At 42.7% G+C, this 16,803-nt stretch carries 21 protein-coding genes; all 21 read right to left on the reverse strand.

Features of this window, described 5'->3' with window-relative positions; all coding sequences use genetic code 11:
- Window positions 1-7: 7 nt before the first annotated feature.
- Complete coding sequence (rsmH, locus tag PVE40_RS01800) at window positions 8-958, reverse strand: 16S rRNA (cytosine(1402)-N(4))-methyltransferase RsmH (RefSeq protein WP_274730155.1); 951 nt, start codon at window positions 956-958, stop codon at window positions 8-10.
- 8 nt (window positions 959-966) lie between these two features.
- A complete protein-coding gene (gene mraZ / locus PVE40_RS01805; protein WP_274730156.1) occupies window positions 967-1,398 on the reverse strand; it encodes a division/cell wall cluster transcriptional repressor MraZ in 432 nt (143 codons plus the stop codon).
- Window positions 1,399-1,540: 142 nt separating this feature from the next.
- Complete coding sequence (locus PVE40_RS01810; RefSeq protein WP_274730157.1) at window positions 1,541-2,581, reverse strand: LTA glycolipid anchor biosynthesis glycosyltransferase, IagA/BgsA family; 1,041 nt, start codon at window positions 2,579-2,581, stop codon at window positions 1,541-1,543.
- Window positions 2,582-2,590: 9 nt separating this feature from the next.
- Window positions 2,591-2,968: a DUF3397 family protein gene (locus tag PVE40_RS01815; protein ID WP_274730158.1), complete on the reverse strand. Its 378-nt coding sequence runs from the start codon at window positions 2,966-2,968 to the stop codon at window positions 2,591-2,593.
- 180 nt (window positions 2,969-3,148) lie between these two features.
- Window positions 3,149-3,328, reverse strand: a complete 180-nt coding sequence (rpmF, locus tag PVE40_RS01820; protein ID WP_274730159.1) for a 50S ribosomal protein L32 — start codon at window positions 3,326-3,328, stop codon at window positions 3,149-3,151.
- A 51-nt stretch (window positions 3,329-3,379) separates the two neighbouring features.
- Entirely contained in the window at window positions 3,380-3,937 is a 558-nt protein-coding gene (locus PVE40_RS01825) for a YceD family protein (RefSeq protein ID WP_274730160.1), read from the reverse strand.
- Window positions 3,938-4,033: 96 nt separating this feature from the next.
- The gene (locus tag PVE40_RS01830) at window positions 4,034-5,197 is read right to left on the reverse strand and encodes a nucleotidyltransferase (RefSeq protein WP_274730161.1); all 1,164 of its coding nucleotides are present in this window, start codon (window positions 5,195-5,197) and stop codon (window positions 4,034-4,036) included.
- 10 nt (window positions 5,198-5,207) lie between these two features.
- Window positions 5,208-5,945, reverse strand: coding sequence for a class I SAM-dependent DNA methyltransferase (locus PVE40_RS01835; protein ID WP_274730162.1), 738 nt, complete (start codon window positions 5,943-5,945; stop codon window positions 5,208-5,210).
- Window positions 5,942-6,301, reverse strand: coding sequence for a ribosome silencing factor (gene rsfS, locus PVE40_RS01840; protein ID WP_274730163.1), 360 nt, complete (start codon window positions 6,299-6,301; stop codon window positions 5,942-5,944). The genes PVE40_RS01835 and rsfS overlap by 4 nt, the downstream gene beginning before the upstream one ends.
- Window positions 6,302-6,321: 20 nt before the next feature.
- A complete protein-coding gene (gene yqeK, locus PVE40_RS01845) occupies window positions 6,322-6,918 on the reverse strand; it encodes a bis(5'-nucleosyl)-tetraphosphatase (symmetrical) YqeK (RefSeq protein ID WP_274730164.1) in 597 nt (198 codons plus the stop codon).
- Entirely contained in the window at window positions 6,911-7,561 is a 651-nt protein-coding gene (locus PVE40_RS01850; RefSeq protein ID WP_274730165.1) for a nicotinate-nucleotide adenylyltransferase, read from the reverse strand. Before PVE40_RS01850 ends, yqeK begins: the two co-directional genes overlap by 8 nt.
- A 26-nt stretch (window positions 7,562-7,587) precedes the next feature.
- Window positions 7,588-7,899 (reverse strand): ribosome assembly RNA-binding protein YhbY, encoded by a 312-nt coding sequence (yhbY, locus tag PVE40_RS01855; RefSeq protein WP_274730166.1) that lies wholly within the window; start codon window positions 7,897-7,899, stop codon window positions 7,588-7,590.
- Between the two features lie 16 nt (window positions 7,900-7,915).
- Complete coding sequence (gene yqeH / locus PVE40_RS01860) at window positions 7,916-9,049, reverse strand: ribosome biogenesis GTPase YqeH (RefSeq protein WP_420828504.1); 1,134 nt, start codon at window positions 9,047-9,049, stop codon at window positions 7,916-7,918.
- Entirely contained in the window at window positions 9,042-9,569 is a 528-nt protein-coding gene (locus PVE40_RS01865) for a YqeG family HAD IIIA-type phosphatase (RefSeq protein ID WP_274730167.1), read from the reverse strand. Before PVE40_RS01865 ends, yqeH begins: the two co-directional genes overlap by 8 nt.
- Before the next feature lie 107 nt (window positions 9,570-9,676).
- A complete protein-coding gene (thrB, locus tag PVE40_RS01870; protein ID WP_274730168.1) occupies window positions 9,677-10,543 on the reverse strand; it encodes a homoserine kinase in 867 nt (288 codons plus the stop codon).
- Between the two features lie 12 nt (window positions 10,544-10,555).
- On the reverse strand, window positions 10,556-11,791 hold the full coding sequence (locus tag PVE40_RS01875) for a homoserine dehydrogenase (RefSeq protein ID WP_274730169.1): 1,236 nt from the start codon (window positions 11,789-11,791) through the stop codon (window positions 10,556-10,558).
- Between the two features lie 109 nt (window positions 11,792-11,900).
- Complete coding sequence (locus PVE40_RS01880) at window positions 11,901-12,131, reverse strand: YkuJ family protein (protein WP_274730170.1); 231 nt, start codon at window positions 12,129-12,131, stop codon at window positions 11,901-11,903.
- Window positions 12,132-12,239: 108 nt separating this feature from the next.
- The gene (locus PVE40_RS01885) at window positions 12,240-13,109 is read right to left on the reverse strand and encodes an NAD(P)-dependent oxidoreductase (protein WP_274730171.1); all 870 of its coding nucleotides are present in this window, start codon (window positions 13,107-13,109) and stop codon (window positions 12,240-12,242) included.
- Window positions 13,110-13,204: 95 nt separating this feature from the next.
- The gene (locus PVE40_RS01890) at window positions 13,205-14,422 is read right to left on the reverse strand and encodes a glycosyltransferase family 4 protein (RefSeq protein WP_274730172.1); all 1,218 of its coding nucleotides are present in this window, start codon (window positions 14,420-14,422) and stop codon (window positions 13,205-13,207) included.
- Between the two features lie 184 nt (window positions 14,423-14,606).
- Window positions 14,607-16,343 carry a phosphoenolpyruvate--protein phosphotransferase gene (gene ptsP, locus PVE40_RS01895; RefSeq protein ID WP_274730173.1) on the reverse strand — a complete coding sequence of 579 codons (1,737 nt, stop codon included), beginning with the start codon at window positions 16,341-16,343 and terminating at the stop codon, window positions 14,607-14,609.
- The gene (locus tag PVE40_RS01900) at window positions 16,340-16,606 is read right to left on the reverse strand and encodes a phosphocarrier protein HPr (protein WP_274730174.1); all 267 of its coding nucleotides are present in this window, start codon (window positions 16,604-16,606) and stop codon (window positions 16,340-16,342) included. Before PVE40_RS01900 ends, ptsP begins: the two co-directional genes overlap by 4 nt.
- Between the last annotated feature and the right edge of the window lie 197 nt (window positions 16,607-16,803).

Here is a 16,803-nt window from a genome sequence, read left to right on the forward strand (position 1 = left end):
TCCTTCGTTAATTCTTCACACGTTCAATAATACGTAATTTTGCACTTTGGGATCGTTTATTGGTTGCTAATTCTTCTTCTGAAGGAAGCACCGGTTTTCTTGAAACCAAACGGTAGTCTGCTTCTAGTTGTTGCGGCAGGACAGGTAAGTTCGGCGGTACTTCTTCTCTAGAACTTGCTTCCTTAAACATGACCTTTACAATCCGGTCTTCCAACGATTGGAAGGTAATCACACTAATCCGGCCTTTGATGGTCAATAATTCTAATGCATCTTCCAGGGAATCAGAAATAACAGTCAGTTCATCATTCACTGCAATCCGCAGCGCTTGGAAAATGCGTTTGGCTGGATGCCCACCTTTTCTCCTTGCAGGAGCTGGGATGGTATCGCGTATGATTTCTACTAATTCGCCGGTCGTTTCAATTGGCTTTTGTTCGCGTAGTTTCTCTATCTTACGGGCGATTTGCTTCGAGAATTTCTCTTCGCCGTAGCGGAAGAAAATTTTAACGAGCGCTTCATACGGCCACTTATTTACAATCGTATAGGCCGTTAATTCCTGATCTTGATCCATCCGCATATCGAGAGTTGCATCGTATCGGTAGCTGAAGCCGCGTTCTGCTTCATCCAATTGCGGTGATGATACGCCTAAGTCATACAAAATACCATCTACAGCTGTTACACCGCGTTGGGCTAATTCTTCTTTTATGTAACGAAAATTTGCTTTTATTAAGGTTACTTGTCCCTTTTCTAGGTAAGATGCTAATTCACGTTCGGCATTTTCAATCGCAACTCGATCTTGGTCGAATGCGTATAAGTGCCCGTTTTCGTTTAATTGTTCTAAAATACGACGGCTATGTCCTGCTCCACCTAGGGTACAGTCCACATAAATGCCATCTGGTTTAATGGCTAATCCTTCAATTGATTCTTCAAGAAGGACGCTATAATGGTCAAACTCAGTCATGCTTCCACCTACAATCCGAAATCAATCATATTTTCTGCAATGTCTTCAAAGGAGTCAGCCGCATCTTCTGCGAACTCTTCCCATTGGTCATTGCTCCAAATTTCAATGCGATCACTTACGCCGATGATTCGGCATTCTTTTTCAATTTTTGCGTAGTCCAGTAATGTCTTCGGGATATTGATTCTTCCCTGCTTATCGATTTCAGCCTCTATTGCAGCTGAATAGAAAAACCGCACGAACGAACGTGCTTCTTTCTTGGAAAGGGGGAGTTGTTTCATCTTTTCTTGCATGATTTCCCATTGCCCCATTGTGTAACCAAACAGGCAGCCATCCAGTCCTCTTGTGAGAATAAAGGACGCACCTAGTTCTTCACGGAATTTCGCCGGCATAATAATCCGACCTTTAGCATCCATATTGTGTTTGTATTCGCCCATGAGCATGAGAATTCACCCCACTTTCCATCATGGATTTAGTCTACCACAATCCCCCACTTCCAACCACCATTTCTGGAATAAATTCGTAAAAAAATGCACAAAACAAAAAAATCCAGAATTGCATCAAGCAATCCTAGACTCCATCTGTTTATTTATTTGCTTTTTGTGTTTTAGATGCGGTGGGAGATGTTCCCAATTTTATTGCTGTTTGATACACTTCCTTTAGCTGCTCGCCTATTTTATGTATATCTCGCTCCGAAACTTTTTTTCGTGCCGCTTGTTTTAATGAAGGGAGTGTTCCATCCAAAATCCCTTTGATTTGTTTTTCAAAATCAATCAGGTTCGCTCCTTTATACAATTCCTTGCTGTGTTCGTATTCTGCATAAATTGGAATATCTCGCACGAGAATATTTTGTTCCATCGCCATCGCTTCCATCAGAACGATCCCTTCCGTTTCTTCATACGTTGGAAAGAAGAACAGATCCGCACCAGCATAGGCCTTTCGTAGTTCAGCTGGTGAGACATAGCCGGCGAAACGTAAATTAGGTAATTCCGTCCGTACGGCTTGCCGGATTTCTTTTGGAACTTGTTTTAGGTTGAGTGCACCGAACCAAATAAAGTGTACTTCCGGCATGCGCTTGGCTAATTCAACAAAATCCAAAATCCCTTTTCGTTTGATATAAAGTCCTACCGCCATGACCACTTTATCCGTTTTCTTATACTGGTACGTTTCCCGAAATTCTTCCCGCATAACAGGCGTGCTCTGGTAATAGCGCAAGTCAATTCCATTCGATACCGGATAGATGGGTTTGGTTACCCCTGCTTGCTCCAATAATTGCTTGGAATAAAAGGTTGGTGTAATGATGACATCGCCTAAGTTGTAACAATGCACAATCCAACGGCGAAATAGAGGCGCTACTTGATTAGAAAACAAAAAAGAATTGCGGAAATCTTCTTCTGTTGAATGAGCATGATACACAACAGGAATCCCTTTTTTCTTCCACTTCTTCACGAAGATACGGGATTTTAAGAAATAGGTATTAATATGGACCAGATCAAAGTCCTCTTTTTCATTGGTTGTAAAAGGAACTTTTGCCAGCTCCAAGGCTTGTTGTTGATGCTTGATGGCCCTGCCTAACCCCGATTTTTGAATCCATTTCATTCCTTCTGAATACAATAAAACCTTCATGGCGTCCCCCTATCCTCTCATAAACTGGACGATTCGAGCAATCGCCAAACCATAGTACGCTATAAATCCAAGCAGAAAAACAAATTTAAGAAAGAACGAAAGGACCATACCTGTCCGCCGTCTCTTCTGTCCATGCTCAAACACGATGGTAAGGAGCAAACCAATGATGAAGCTGGCAAACAGAAAATGTGGCAGTAAGCTGTAGGTCAGTAAACGAACACTTAAAATATGAATTCCCACTAATAGAATTGGCAAAACGACATCCGTAACAGAAAGTTTGAATTTATTTCGGTACTGCAAATAAGGGCGGAAAAATAATTGAATGAACATAATTTCTAAAATTGGAAAAATATATAAAAAGAGTTCTAATAAATCGAAACTCACCATGCCCTCACGTCCTTTCCTAAACTTTATCCTTATTGTAACGGCTTTGTGACAAAATTTCTTGTTTCTTTGCTTCGAAAACAAAAAAAGAGGCTGGGACTATTCCCGCCTCGTTTCTGTCTTCTGCTATCTTCAGTAAACCTGATTCAAAAAGTGTTTCAAGAACACAGTCTAAGTGGTTTATTAAGCTTCTTTTGAAACTACTTCTTTGCCGTCATAGTGACCGCAAGATGCACACACGTGGTGGCTCTTTTTCAGTTCGCCACAATTTGGACAAGCGTTTAAGCCTGGAACTTCCAATTTGTAATGAGTACGTCTTTTAGCCTTGCGTGCTGTTGATGTTCTTCTTTTAGGTACTGCCATCTCCTTACACCTCCCTATAATGGTTGCTGCATGTTGCAGCAAGTCGAGCTATCATTCTTTGTCTTCTTCGTCTTCCAGAAGAGCTTTCAACTTCGCTAAGCGTGGGTCGATTTTCCCTTCTTTTTCTTGCGTTCTTTTTTGCTGATATTCTTCTTCCGAGACTAGAACCCAATCATTGCCAGTTGGCATTTCATTTGATTTCATTTCCTCTTCTGTCAAAATTTGACTTGGAATATTCAGTAAAATTGTATCCTCAATCGCCTCAATTAAATCAACTTCTCCGTCTTCAATAGGTATCACTACCTCAGAGAGGTCATCAGTTTGAGCTGATCCGATTTCCATTTCCACGTAGGTTTCATTAATGGGCACACTGATTCGTACATCTACCGGCGTCAAAGAACGAGACGAAGGTAGGGTGATCGTATAGTCGATCTGGAAATTGGCAAGTACGGCATGGTTCTCATAAAGTAAAAAACCAGCTGCGTGAATATCAGAGACTGCCAGGATTTCGCGATCCCTTTTCATCAATGATGATTCCCGGTTTACCGTTTGGTCAAAATACAGCGGTTCACCACGATGTTCTTGGATTTTTTTTAAGGTCCATTTCATTTCCTTCACCCCATAAAATAACAAATTGAATTATACTAGTCTAAAAATTGTTTGTCAATGTATTTTCCTTTACAACCTCTGTAAAAATTTCATTTGTCACTGCCGTATTGGTGAACGCGTATAATTTTGTTCGGAAATATTTGTTGTATTTCCGAGCCGGTATACTTGATCTGCTTTTATTTCTACGGCTAGCTGCTCATGATGTTGTTTTTTCAGGTTGGTAATTAATTGTACCATTTTTTTTCGCTGACTTAAATATTGTTGCCCCTTTTCAGTGAAACCGAGAACTCGAATCGGCTGCTCCTTTTGAAAATACGTCTCGACGTCCTCTTTCTTTATCGAAAGAAGGATTGCTACGCATAGTCGTTGCAGCCGGACCCACGTCCAGCGTTTGTTTTTCACTAATGTGAGATAGTGATGAAAGGATTCAGCTTCCACAACCATTTTTTTCAACCGATATTCAATTCCCTCTTCCATTTGGTAAATGGTTCGAAGGGATGCCTCATCTTCCACTAGCACGCGGTACCGCAAGAGCGGCCAGTAGTTCTCCCATGAAACAGCTGACACACCTGCTTCCACTTCTGGCATCCAGCGAGCGGCTTCTTCTGCCTTACCAGCTTGAATTAAGGTTCGTAAGGCCGTACCACTCGCAAAGGTGTTAGACGCGTTCAAATCATCATGATGCTTCGCTCCGACGCGCTCAATCACCATCGGCTCCATCGGACGAGAATAGCGGTCATTCTCCTTTAAGTAGGCAAGCCCCAGCTGATTATTAGGTTCAAAAATGGACATTGCGAACGCTTCGTGAGGCAAGAGTTTAGACACCACCTGTTGCATTTGGGCAGCGTAGGTTCGGCCGTCATTTCGGATTGCTTGAAACTGCTCGTTTATTTCATCCTGATGTTTGAGGATGAAGTCCGTGTACCGGATAAAATCGGTATCCTTGCCACTCTCTGCACCAAAGGAAAGCGCGTCGCAGCCTAACGCCTGCAAGGTGCGCACGCCTGCTCGAGCGAATAAGTCCGTCGACTGAACCGTACCAAGAACGGATTGCTCCACAACTAGGTCAGCACCATGGGCTAGGGCCATTTGAGCCCTCGTCCATTTGTCCGCAATCGCCGGCTCTCCGCGTTGCGTAAAATTTCCGCTCATCGAAACAACCATGACCTCGCTGCCTGTACGTTTCTTCGCTTCTTGCAGGTGGTAGGCATGACCGTTATGGAATGGATTGTATTCCGCTATAATCCCACAACTTTTCATCCGTTCCCTCCTACTTCTGACAAACAAAAAACCAGCGCGTAGTTGTAGCTTCCAGTTCATTCTGGCCAAAGTCTGCTTTCACTTCTACCTGAGCGAACCCAGCTGCCTTTAATAATGCTTGATACGTTTCTAATGGGTAGGAGCGCTCTTCATGAATTTCCTGCATTCTCTGGAACCGGCCATCTTCTTCTTGCACGAAGAAGGTCAGGACGTGTTCCACTGCATTCTCCACTTCCAACGCGTAGCTTTCCCATAGGAAGGCATCCTCTTCGTCTTGATAAATGTATTGATAGCCAGGAAAGACTTCGTTCATTTGGTACAAGGAATGAACATCAAACAAAAAGGTTCCGCCTACTGCCAAGTTATCATAAACGCCCTTGAATACCAACGCCAAATCTTCTTCCTCTGGTAAGTAACACAAGGAATCAGAGAAACAAGTTACCAAGTCAAAGCTGCCTAATTCTTCTAATTCTCGCATATCTGCTTCTACAAGTTGCAGCGAAACTCGTTCTTCCACCATCCGCTCATAAGCAAGAGCAAGCATATCATCCGAAAGGTCAACTCCGGTAACTTGATGGCCTTTCTTAGCCAGCTCTACCGCAATGATGCCTGTACCGCATGCCAATTCCATAATGGACAACGTTTCTTTCTTCGTTGGCTGGTAGCGTTCAATGAAAGCAAGCCAATCTTGATAGGTAGTTTGATCCATTACCTTATCGTAAAAGTGGGAAAAGATTTGGTAACTCATTGTTCGCTTACCATGTCGCTAATATCAACGAGTGGCGCATCGCTCCACAATTTTTCAAGGTTGTAGTACGAACGCTCTTCCGAACTGAACACATGCACAATGACATCTGTTAAATCAAGCAAGGTCCATTTTCCTGAATCTTTTCCTTCTTGGTTCTTGATATCAATTTTATTTTTATGAACGGCTTCTACAATCCCGTCTACGATTGCTTGCATCTGACGTTCATTGCGCCCATTCATAACTACAAAATAATCACCTAGAGACGTGAGGCCACGTACATCCATTACCATAATTTGATCCGCTAATTTGTCGTCCGCTGCTCGGACCACTACTTCTAAAATTTCTTCACTATTCAATCGATTTATCCTCCCTTAAGTTAAACCCATGTGTTATAGACCGTTACGGTATGCGGGTAGATCCGCTTCCCTGTTTGGACTAAATGCAAAAGGGTTTGGGTTATTTTATAGATACAGGCTTCATCTAAATCTTTCTTTGCTAATTCACGAGCTTTTTCTACCCCGGGAAAGTCACGTCCCGATTCGGTGTAATCAGCAATAAATAATATTTTCCCAATCAGGGACATTTCTTCTCCGCCAATGGTATGTTGATCAATGGCTTGTAAGATTTCATGATCTTCGACACCGAATGTTTCTTTAGCATAGTAGGCTCCAACTGGACCATGCCAAATTTGACTGCCGTAATCCAGCAAGACAGCTTCTATGTGCCCATCTGAAACCAAACCTTCTATTTCCGAACGGCTGCTATCTTTTGCGTAGTCATGAAGCAGGGCCGCAATGCTGCACGCCTCTGGATCTGCTCCATACTGCTTCGCCAGCAACAAGGCCGCTTCTTCTACACGCAAAATATGTTCGAAGCGTGATTTTTTAACCTTTGTTCTCACTTCTTCTAATAAATCAGAGCGAGTCCATGTGGTGTAACGGTTGGGATAAGCCACAGGTTCAATATTAGTCACGGTAGAGCCCCTCCTTTTCAATATACTCTGCCACACCTTCAGGCATCAGGTAACGCAAGGAGCGCCCGTTTTTTACCATTTTGCGCACATCGGTTGAACTGATGGCAATTTCTGGAGAGTCTACCCAAATAATGGGAAATGAACTTGTTTTTGGATAGCCGGGACGAGCGATGCCGACGAAGTCTACCAACTTCACCAGTTCATCAATCCGTTCCCATTTCGGCAAGTAGTCTACCATATCCCCACCAATAATGAAGTAGTAATCTGTGTCAGGATTTTTCTCGCACAGTTCCTTCATCGTGTCGATCGTATAACTCTTGCCGCCTCTTTCCAACTCTATTGTTTCTACTTCAAACAAGTCGTTCCCTTCAATGGCACGCTTCACCATTTCGAGTCGATGTTCGCCTTCAATCGCAGACTTTTCATCCACATGAGGAGGTTCAGCATCGGGCATGAAATACACTTTATCTAAGCCCAGCTGCACGCCCGCTTGCTGGGCGATGATCAAATGTCCAATATGGGGAGGATTGAAGGTGCCGCCTAAAATTCCAACGCGTTTTCTTGTCGGCGCTGCATCTTTCGGCGCAGCTTCTTCAATCACAAAGAAATTTGTCCTTTCCACCACATCAAATAGTTTGATCATATAGAATCGTCCACCTTTCTTGAAAGTTAGATTTTTTTCACTTGTTGAGAAATTTTTTGGTATTTTTCTTTCGTGGAAGCACGGAAGAAAATGATTGTTTTGCCGATTTGTTGTACAACAACTGCATCAATGCGCTCTGCCACTTCTTCTGCTACATCAGCAGCTACTTCATCCGTGTTTTGTAGCAAGTTAATTTTAATTAATTCTCTTTTTTCCAGCGCTTCATCAATTTGCTTGACAATCTCGTCTGTCAAGCCGGCTTTTCCGATTTGAAAGATGGGTTGTAAATGATGAGCTTCCTTTTTCAAAAATTGTTTTTGTTTTCCTCTTAATTCCATGATATTCCTCTTTTTCTTAAATTATTTTTGGTCGAATAACGGTGTCAACGCCAGCTGGCACCCATGCTGCTACTTTCCCAGGGCTATGGACAGCAACCCATCCAAGTCCAGAAAAGACAATGTCAGAAGGTTCTTTAACGTTGAATTCTTTTCTTACTAACATTGGGAATTTTTCAATATCGGTTTCGTTTGGCGGTTGCAATAAGGTACCTCTGTGCTTCGCATAAAACTCATCCGCTTTTTCCAACTTCGTACGGTGAATGCTTAATTCATTGGCAAAGTAGCACGTAAAAGAAGAACGCTCGCCAGACAGGTAATCGAAACGGGCAACTGCCCCCATGAAGAGAACTTGTTCAGGGTTCAGCTGATAGGTCACGGGTTTGATTTCCTTTTCTGGAGAAACAAGATTCAAGTCTTTTGCAGACAACACATGTGCCATTTGATGATGGTGGATAATTCCTGGTGTATCAATCAAGAAGGAGCCATCGTCAAGCGGAATCCGGATCTGATCCAACGTTGTTCCAGGGAAGCGAGAAGTTGTAATCACATCTTCCTTGTTGCCAGTAGCTGCCTTAATAATTTGGTTCATGATGGTTGATTTTCCGACGTTCGTCACCCCAACCACATACACATCCTTGCCATCACGGTGCTCTTCAATCAACGCCAACAGGTCATCGATATAGGTAGCTTTCTTGCCGCTGACAAGCATCGCATCAACCGGACGCAATCCTGCCGCATAAGCTTGTTGCATCAACCAGTGTTTCACTCGTGCATGCTTCGTAGACTTCGGTAATACATCCACTTTATTTCCAACCATCAAAACTGGATTCGAGCCGACAAAACGGTGAAGTCCTGGAATCATGCTGCCGTAGACGTCAAAAATATCAACCACATAAACAACCAAGGCATCTTCTGAGCCAATTCGGTCTAGCATAGCCAAAAACTCATCATCGGTTGCAGAAACTTTTTCCAATTGATTATAGTGACGCAAACGGAAGCAGCGTTGGCAGTACAATTCTCCTGTTTCTAGACCTTTTTCCAAGGCACTTGTTGGAGTGTACCCTCTAATCCCTTTTTCTTCTGTTTGAATCTTCGCTCCACAGCCAATGCAATAGAGCTCTTCTGTTTCTATTGTTTCTTTCCTATCCAAGTTGTTTCCTCCATCTCATATTTGGATCATCTTTCAGTAACTTTTTCATGATAAACCGTTCGATGAACCGGTTCAACTTTGTGTTCCAAGCATCGGAATTGAGAATGGGAATGACCAAGATGCTGCGAAGACCTGCTCGGTTCGCACCAAACACATCTGTCAACAATTGGTCGCCAACCATTACGCTATCTTCCAATGGAATTCCCGTCTGTTCAGCTGCTTTCCTGAAAGCTCGACGAGAAGGCTTGAGTGCTCGAGGAACATAATGCAAATTCAATACTTCGGCTACTTTCTCCACACGATCTCCACTATTATTAGAAATAATGGTAACGGGAATGTTATTTTCTTTCATTTCTTCAATCCAAGCCAAAAGTTCTTTGGTGCCATTGGGGTTGTTCCATGCGATTAATGTGTTATCAAGATCGGCAAATACAGAACGAATGTTGTGTTTGCGTAATTGTTCAGCGGATATTTGGTAAATACTTTCTACCATCCATACGGGTTTGAATTTTTCTAACATAGATACTCCTTGTACTTAAGTAGTCGTGTAAATAGGAACAGCATATTGTATCTCAATTATAGAGAAATAACAATAAAATACCAAGGAAAGAGCGTATCATCCTGCTACTAAAGCACGCGAACGCCTTCTCTTTCCATTACTGCTAGAAATACTTGAGCAGTAGGGATTTTTTCAGATAGTTGGGTAACCAACTGCTCTTTCACATCGTCTGAAGTAATCGTCATAATGGTGCTTCCAGCTCCACTTAAATACGTGCCATATGCACCGAGTTCACGGCCAAGTGAACGAACTACTTTTAGCTCTGGAACCAATGTAGAACGATACGGTTCGTGAAAGACGTCTTGTTCCATCATTTCCCCCATTAATGAAACGTCTCCTTGATGAAGTGCCGCAATGAGCAAATTTGCCACACTGCTGCCTTTTGTTGCTTCTGCTAAGGACAGCGCACTTGGCAAGACCGAACGGCTCTCTGCGGTCAACAGCTCCCGATCCGGAACGGTCACAACAAGTGAAACTTGGGGGAATGGTATGCTTGACCAGTACACCTGTTGATCCAACATGGTCCCAACCGTACACCCACCGACCACTGCCGGCATAATATTATCAGGGTGTCCCTCCAGTCGCGAACCAATTTGAATTTTATCATCATTTGTCAAGTGCAAGTCAGCCAGTTGGTTCGCCAGCTCAATCCCTGCCACAATCGCAGCTGAACTGCTTCCTAACCCTCGAGCAGGAGGAATCGCCGATTTCATTTTCAGGCGATGCGGTTGCAATTCTGGTGCGATAGAGAGAGCTGTTTGGATGATCATATTCTTCTCATCCATTGGAATGCTTGATCCCAGCGTATGCTCCACTGACCACCGTGCGGCAGGTTCTAAGATTTCTAGTTCCAAATAAACGGAAATCGCAATCCCCAACGAATCGAATCCAGGCCCTAGATTAGCAGACGTTGCGGGAACTTTAATGAGAGTCATGAAATCATTCCTTTACTGAATGGTTTTGAATACAGCTTCTATTTCCAGAGAACCCGGAAGGCTGAAATCACTCGGCTTCACACCTACCGCTTTGATGTAAGAGAGGCCAGTTTCTTCTGTCCAGACAATCGCTGCTTCCCCTTTTTTACTTAGAGAATTAACAAACGTTTCTATTTCCATTTTCGTTCCACGGACACGAATCACCGCATCACATTCCTCTTCAAGCGGGTTCCCCGTTTGGTAAGAATGAGACGTATATAGTTGCTGGTTTCCCGTATGATTGGTACGGATATTTTTTGCAATGGTTACAATATCAGAAACAACGCTATTAGCGGTTGTCATCCGGCCTGCTCCAGAGCCATAAAACATCGTCTCTCCAACGGCTTCCCCAATGATGCAGACACCGTTAAACTCGTTCTTGACCGTAGTAAACGGATGAGACAACGCCACAAACATCGGTGCAACTTCTACTACCACGTTTGCTCCTTTTACCTTTGCCCGGCCAACCAGCTTAATTGTATAACCTTGTTCTGCTGCAACGCTAAAGTCTAGAGAGTCGAGCATGCTGATTCCTCTTATTTCCAAATCAGCTAGGTCAACGGTATGTCCAAAGGCAAGTTTGGTTAAGACGACCATCTTCCGAGCTGCGTCATAGCCTTCGACGTCCCCGCTTGGGTCACTCTCTGCGTAACCTAACTCCTGCGCCAGAGACAATGCGTCTTCATACGATTCTTTTTCTTCGTCCATTCGCGTTAACATGAAATTTGTCGTTCCATTGACAATGCCGAGGACCTCTGTAATCTGGTCGCCGACGTAACTGTCTGTCAGGGCTCGTATAACAGGGATTCCTCCTGCTACACTGGCTTCAAAAAGGAAGTCCCGTTTTTTCTTGCGTGCTAGGTTGGTTAACTCTTCTAAATGAAGAGCCAGCACATCTTTATTGGCTGTAATGACATTTTTTCCAGCTTCTAAAGAGCGAGTGAGGTAGTCTTTGGCGACATCCTTACTACCCATCACTTCAACAACAAGCTGAATCGAATCATCATGAAGGATGTCAGCAAACTGATCGGTTATTGGCAACCCTGATTCAATCGCTGCTTGGTGTTTCTCTTTATTATGAACCAGAATTTTTTCAACCGTAATGGTCGTGCCGCTAAGCTGGGTAATCTTGGCTGCATTCTTTTGCAGCAACTCGTATACACCAACGCCTACCGTTCCGAAACCTAATAAACCGATTTTTATTTCCACTGTATCGTCCTCCCTGCTTGTACTTCTATTCAGTATACTCAAGAACGCGGTCTTTTTCGATAGGGAATATAAAAAAGAGGCTGAACTTTTCAGCCTCTTCCAACATTTATTAGTCTTGTAGTAATTCAAAAATTTCAATGGCCACTAAATCAAGGTCATCAAATTGGTAGGTTTGAGTTGTTGCGTGCTCTTCTAATTCAAACATTTCCGTTTCGCGGTTATATTTTACAACGCATCGTTCAGCGCCTTCTTTTTCAAATCGGCGAACTTCGATTTCTCCGTTGTCTTCCATCATCACTTCGAGTCGGCGAATAATGGCAGATAGTTGTGAAGGTTTCATAATTTTTCCCCTTTCAGACTGACTTCTTATCTATTCTAGCATTATTTCTCCCCTATCGCATCCATTTCCTCATATTTTTTGAAATAATACGCGAACAGAGGGGGATGTTTATTTATTCCACCACAGCTTAATAAGCGCTTGTGTCCCATCATTTTCGCCGTTCTTTTCCATTAACTTATCATACAGCTCTTTCGCTAACTGGGTTCCAGGCAAGTTGATCCCCATTTTTTCAGCTTCATCTAAGGCTATTTTCAAATCTTTCACGAAATGCTTCACGAAAAAACCTGGCGAAAAATCGCCTTGCAGAATGCGAGGAGAATAATTCGACAGCGACCAGTTTCCGGCAGCACCAGAACCTACTTGATCAATGACCCGGTTCATGTCCAGCCCAGCCTCTTTGGCATACACCAACAATTCGGTCATCCCGGTCATCGTTCCGGCAATCATGATTTGGTTCGCCATCTTCGTATGCTGACCGCTTCCGGCTGGCCCTTGCAGGAGCACTTTATTGGAGAGCGTTTCGAAAATCGGCAAGACCTTCTGGAACGCCTCCTCATCTCCACCTACCATTGTACTCAAGGTACCGGCTTTCGCTCCTTTATCCCCACCAGAAACTGGTGCATCGAGCGCCGCCACACCTTTTTCTTTGGCTGCATGATAAATTTCCTTAGCCAAACTAGGGGTGCTGGTCGTCATATCAATCACTACGTCCCCAGATTTTGCTGAAGCAATAATTCCTTCTTCCCCTAGATAAATTTGCTCTACATCTTCTGGATAACCTACAATGGTAATGATTACGTCGCTGTTTTTCGTCACTAGCGCGGGACTGGATTGCCACGTGGCTCCTTCTTCTAGCAGCGCATCTGCTTTCCTTTTGGTTCGATTATATACGTGGACTTCATATTCAGCTGCCAACAGATGGCGCACCATGGAAGCACCCATGACACCCGTTCCGATAAATCCTATTTTTTTCGTCATGTTTCATCCTCCTCATTTTACGAATTCAGTATAACATGCAGCAAAAAAATAGGACAAACGTTCCACTGCTTGCTGGAAGGTTGTCCTATTAGAAGTTAACGATTTGATTTCATTTTGATTTTGATAACACTTCGAAATGGTCGAATATTCTCTTGTTTGTTTTCAAGATAGTAGTTTTCAATTACACTTTTATAATAGCGGATCATTTTTTGGCCGAATTGTTTGGCGGAAATTTCCTTTAGCAACGTTTCTTTTTCTTCTAGCCATTTTTCTTGAGGTGGAGCATTCAAGTGCTCCAACATATGAACAATTGCTTCTCCCATGGATGCATCATCTTGGAACAACAAGCCAAGCATTGGGTTTTTGATAATTTCTTCTAAATAATCATTGCGTTTTGCTACAACGGGGCAGCCGTTTGCCACACTTTCCAGATACGTTAGCCCTTGCGTTTCGCTCTCTGAAGCATTGACGTACACATCTGCCATTTGGTAGTAATGATGAACCTCTTGATGGTCAACCTCTCCAACAAAGGACACTGCATGAGATACCTTCAAGTCTTCCACCATTTCTTCTAAGAATGAACGAGCTGGTCCGTCTCCTACAAATACTAATTTTGCTCGGGGATGCTTTGCTAAAACGGTTGGGAAAGCTTCGATAATCTTATGTAAATTTTTCTCAAAAGCAAGGCGAGATAGAGAAAGAAGAACCTGGTCTTCATCGTCCAGTCCCATTTCGGAGCGAATCTTTTCCCGAATCCCTGCTACTGGTTCTGGAATAGGAACACCCGTCGGAATCACACGAATCTCCTTATAGACTTGATAAGAAGCCAACATTTCTTTCATCAGTTGGCTCGGAACGACAATCCCGCTCATCCGATTACAAAACACTCGTGACACAGTAGCCACGTTACGTGGTCGCAACACTCTTCCTTTTGCGATGTAGTGCAAGTATTTTTCATACATGGTGTGATAAGTATGAATCGTTGGAATATCAAGCTTGTAGCCAATAAATCTTCCCGTCAAGCCTAAACTGAATTCTGTGTGGGTATGGATAATATCGACATGGTATTTCTTGGCTTCTTTTAATGCATTGGCGAATCCTTTTATCGCAATTCTACGATCTTTGAAAGAGAAGAATGGAATACTTTTTAAGCGGACTACATTTTCTTCGTCCTCTTTGGCATTTGGGTCCGTTGTTGTAAAGATGATTACATCATGTCCTTGAGCCTCTAGTTCTTCTTTTAATACTTTAATGGAAGTTGCCACCCCGCTGATTTGGGGGAAATATGAATCTGTAAACATTCCTACTCTCATCGTCTCACCTCACTTACAATCCTTTTAAACTTCATTTATTGACTTTAGTATAATTAAGAAATTTTCATTTGTCATTAGGCTTTAGTCCTATTTGAAAGGTTGTTTTCATAATTATATAGCAATGAGATGGAAATTTGTATCAAAAAGGACGAAGCAAGAATGAATTCCTGCTTCGCCTGAATAATTAATTTTCTAAAGTTTCTTTGAATGTGGTAACGAGTTCCATTACTTCTTCAACCGTCGTACATTCGTTGATTGCTTTGTCTGCTAATTCTTTCATTTCATTCGTGTCCAACTTAGCAAGCAAGCTTCTGGTTTGAAGAATGCTGGAAGCACTCATGGAGAATTCATCTAGGCCTAAACCTAATAGAAGTGGAACAGCCATTTGATCTCCAGCCATTTCGCCACACATACCAACCCATTTACCTTGTGCATGTGCTGAATCAATAACATGCTTCAGTAGAGTTAGAATGGATGGGTTATATGGTTGGTACAAGTAAGACACTTGTTGACTCATCCGGTCTGCAGCCATCGTATATTGAATCAAGTCGTTCGTACCTACACTAAAGAAGTCGACTTCTTTAGCGAATTGGTGAGCCAAGACTGCTGCTGCTGGAATTTCAATCATGATTCCTACTTGGATATCATTCGAAACTTCAACGCCTTCTTCAATCAACTTCGCTTTTTCTTCTTCTAATAGTTGCTTCGCTGCTCTGAATTCGTTCAACGTAGCAATCATCGGGAACATAATACGCAACGTTCCGTAAACGGAAGCGCGCAATAGAGCCCGTAATTGCGTACGGAACATTTCAGGTTCCGCCAAACAAATACGAATCGCCCGGTAACCTAAGAACGGATTCATTTCTTCTGGCAATTCTAGGTAAGGAAGTTCTTTGTCTCCGCCGATGTCCATGGTACGAACAACAACTGGTTTTCCGTCCATTTCTTGAAGGACCGTTTTATAAGCTTCGAATTGTTCTTCTTCACTTGGGAACGTGTCCGAATCCATGTATAGGAATTCCGTACGGTAAAGACCGATTGCTTCCGCTCCGTTTGCCAGAACACCCGTTAAATCTTTTGGTGTACCAATGTTGGCACCTAATTCAACGTGTTTTCCGTCTTTTGTTACAGTAGCGGCATTCTTAAGTTTTGCCCATTCCGTTTTTTGTGCTTCATAAACGGTGGCTTTTTCTTGGTATTTTGCCAATGTTTCGCCGTCAGGATTGATGATGATGTTTCCATCTAACCCATCAATGATGACCATGTCTCCATCCGTAACTTGAGTCGTTACACTTTGCGTTCCTACTACTGCAGGAATTTCTAGTGAACGAGCCATAATCGCGGAGTGGGAAGTACGTCCACCGATATCGGTAACGAACCCTTTTACATACTGACGATTCAATTGAGCGGTATCACTTGGTGTTAAGTCACGAGCTACGATGACCACTTCTTCCTTAATCGTAGAAGGAGTTGGAATTTTTACTCCCAACAAGTGGCTCATTACACGTTCGCTAACGTCGCGGATATCTGCTGCACGTTCTTGCATGTATGGATTGTCTTCCATTGCTTCGAACATTTGAATAAACATCGTCGTTACATCGTGTACAGCTTGTTCTGCATTCACACGATTTGTCTGAATGTTATCTTTAATGCTATTCATTAATTCGGGATCTGAAAGAACCATGACATGTGCGTCAAATACTTGCGCTTCTTCTTCTCCAACTGCCTTGGCAACATGGTCCCGGATTGCTTGCACTTCTTTTTTGGCTTTCTCAAAAGAATCCAGAAAGCGAGTAATCTCGCCCTCTGGATCTTCAACTATTCTTTTTTCGAAGGTTAAATCCGGTTCCGTTAATAGATAGGCTCTGCCAATCGCGATTCCATCGCTAGCAGCAATTCCCATTAAACGGTTTTTAGTCATTCTGCTAACCCTTCTTTTTTCAAAGTCTCCACGATGCCTTCCATCGCTTCTTGTTCATCTGGTCCATCAATTGTGATGGTAACATCTGCGCCTTGTCCAACACCAAGTGACATAACACCCATGATGGATTTCAAGTTTACAGACTTCCCTTTGTATTCGAGGTTGATGTCAGAATTGAATTTGCTTGCAGTTTGAACAAGCAAAGTTGCAGGTCTTGCGTGAATACCTGTTTCAGCAATGATATGAAAATCTTTTTTCTCCATTACGCCGGTCCCCTTTATTATGAATTTATTCAACTATTTTCGTTTGCTTCAGAATATTTCTACTCCATTACCTATTATAGTAATTCGAAGCAAAAAAAGATAGCAAAACAACAAAAATATAACCCTTACATATCCTAAGATTACCATTTTTTCTTGATAAGAACAACTCTTTTCAACCTGAATCAATAAGTTACTCT

It is taken from the genome of Jeotgalibaca caeni, assembly GCF_028863945.1.
Classification (GTDB): Bacteria; Bacillota; Bacilli; order Lactobacillales; family Aerococcaceae; genus Jeotgalibaca; species Jeotgalibaca caeni.

Bases quoted from the DNA above. Each gene is read 5' to 3' on its own strand.
- rsmH (WP_274730155.1), bottom strand. From the start codon at position 958: ATGACTGAGTTTGACCATTATAGCGTCCTTCTTGAAGAATCAATTGAA.
- mraZ (WP_274730156.1), bottom strand. From the start codon at position 1,398: ATGCTCATGGGCGAATACAAACACAATATGGATGCTAAAGGTCGGATT.
- PVE40_RS01810 (WP_274730157.1), bottom strand. From the start codon at position 2,581: ATGAAGGTTTTATTGTATTCAGAAGGAATGAAATGGATTCAAAAATCG.
- PVE40_RS01815 (WP_274730158.1), bottom strand. From the start codon at position 2,968: ATGGTGAGTTTCGATTTATTAGAACTCTTTTTATATATTTTTCCAATT.
- rpmF (WP_274730159.1), bottom strand. From the start codon at position 3,328: ATGGCAGTACCTAAAAGAAGAACATCAACAGCACGCAAGGCTAAAAGA.
- PVE40_RS01825 (WP_274730160.1), bottom strand. From the start codon at position 3,937: ATGAAATGGACCTTAAAAAAAATCCAAGAACATCGTGGTGAACCGCTG.
- PVE40_RS01830 (WP_274730161.1), bottom strand. From the start codon at position 5,197: ATGAAAAGTTGTGGGATTATAGCGGAATACAATCCATTCCATAACGGT.
- PVE40_RS01835 (WP_274730162.1), bottom strand. From the start codon at position 5,945: ATGAGTTACCAAATCTTTTCCCACTTTTACGATAAGGTAATGGATCAA.
- PVE40_RS01850 (WP_274730165.1), bottom strand. From the start codon at position 7,561: ATGATCAAACTATTTGATGTGGTGGAAAGGACAAATTTCTTTGTGATT.
- yhbY (WP_274730166.1), bottom strand. From the start codon at position 7,899: ATGGAATTAAGAGGAAAACAAAAACAATTTTTGAAAAAGGAAGCTCAT.
- PVE40_RS01865 (WP_274730167.1), bottom strand. From the start codon at position 9,569: ATGTTAGAAAAATTCAAACCCGTATGGATGGTAGAAAGTATTTACCAA.
- thrB (WP_274730168.1), bottom strand. From the start codon at position 10,543: ATGACTCTCATTAAAGTTCCCGCAACGTCTGCTAATCTAGGGCCTGGA.
- PVE40_RS01880 (WP_274730170.1), bottom strand. From the start codon at position 12,131: ATGAAACCTTCACAACTATCTGCCATTATTCGCCGACTCGAAGTGATG.
- PVE40_RS01885 (WP_274730171.1), bottom strand. From the start codon at position 13,109: ATGACGAAAAAAATAGGATTTATCGGAACGGGTGTCATGGGTGCTTCC.
- PVE40_RS01890 (WP_274730172.1), bottom strand. From the start codon at position 14,422: ATGAGAGTAGGAATGTTTACAGATTCATATTTCCCCCAAATCAGCGGG.
- ptsP (WP_274730173.1), bottom strand. From the start codon at position 16,343: ATGACTAAAAACCGTTTAATGGGAATTGCTGCTAGCGATGGAATCGCG.
- PVE40_RS01900 (WP_274730174.1), bottom strand. From the start codon at position 16,606: ATGGAGAAAAAAGATTTTCATATCATTGCTGAAACAGGTATTCACGCA.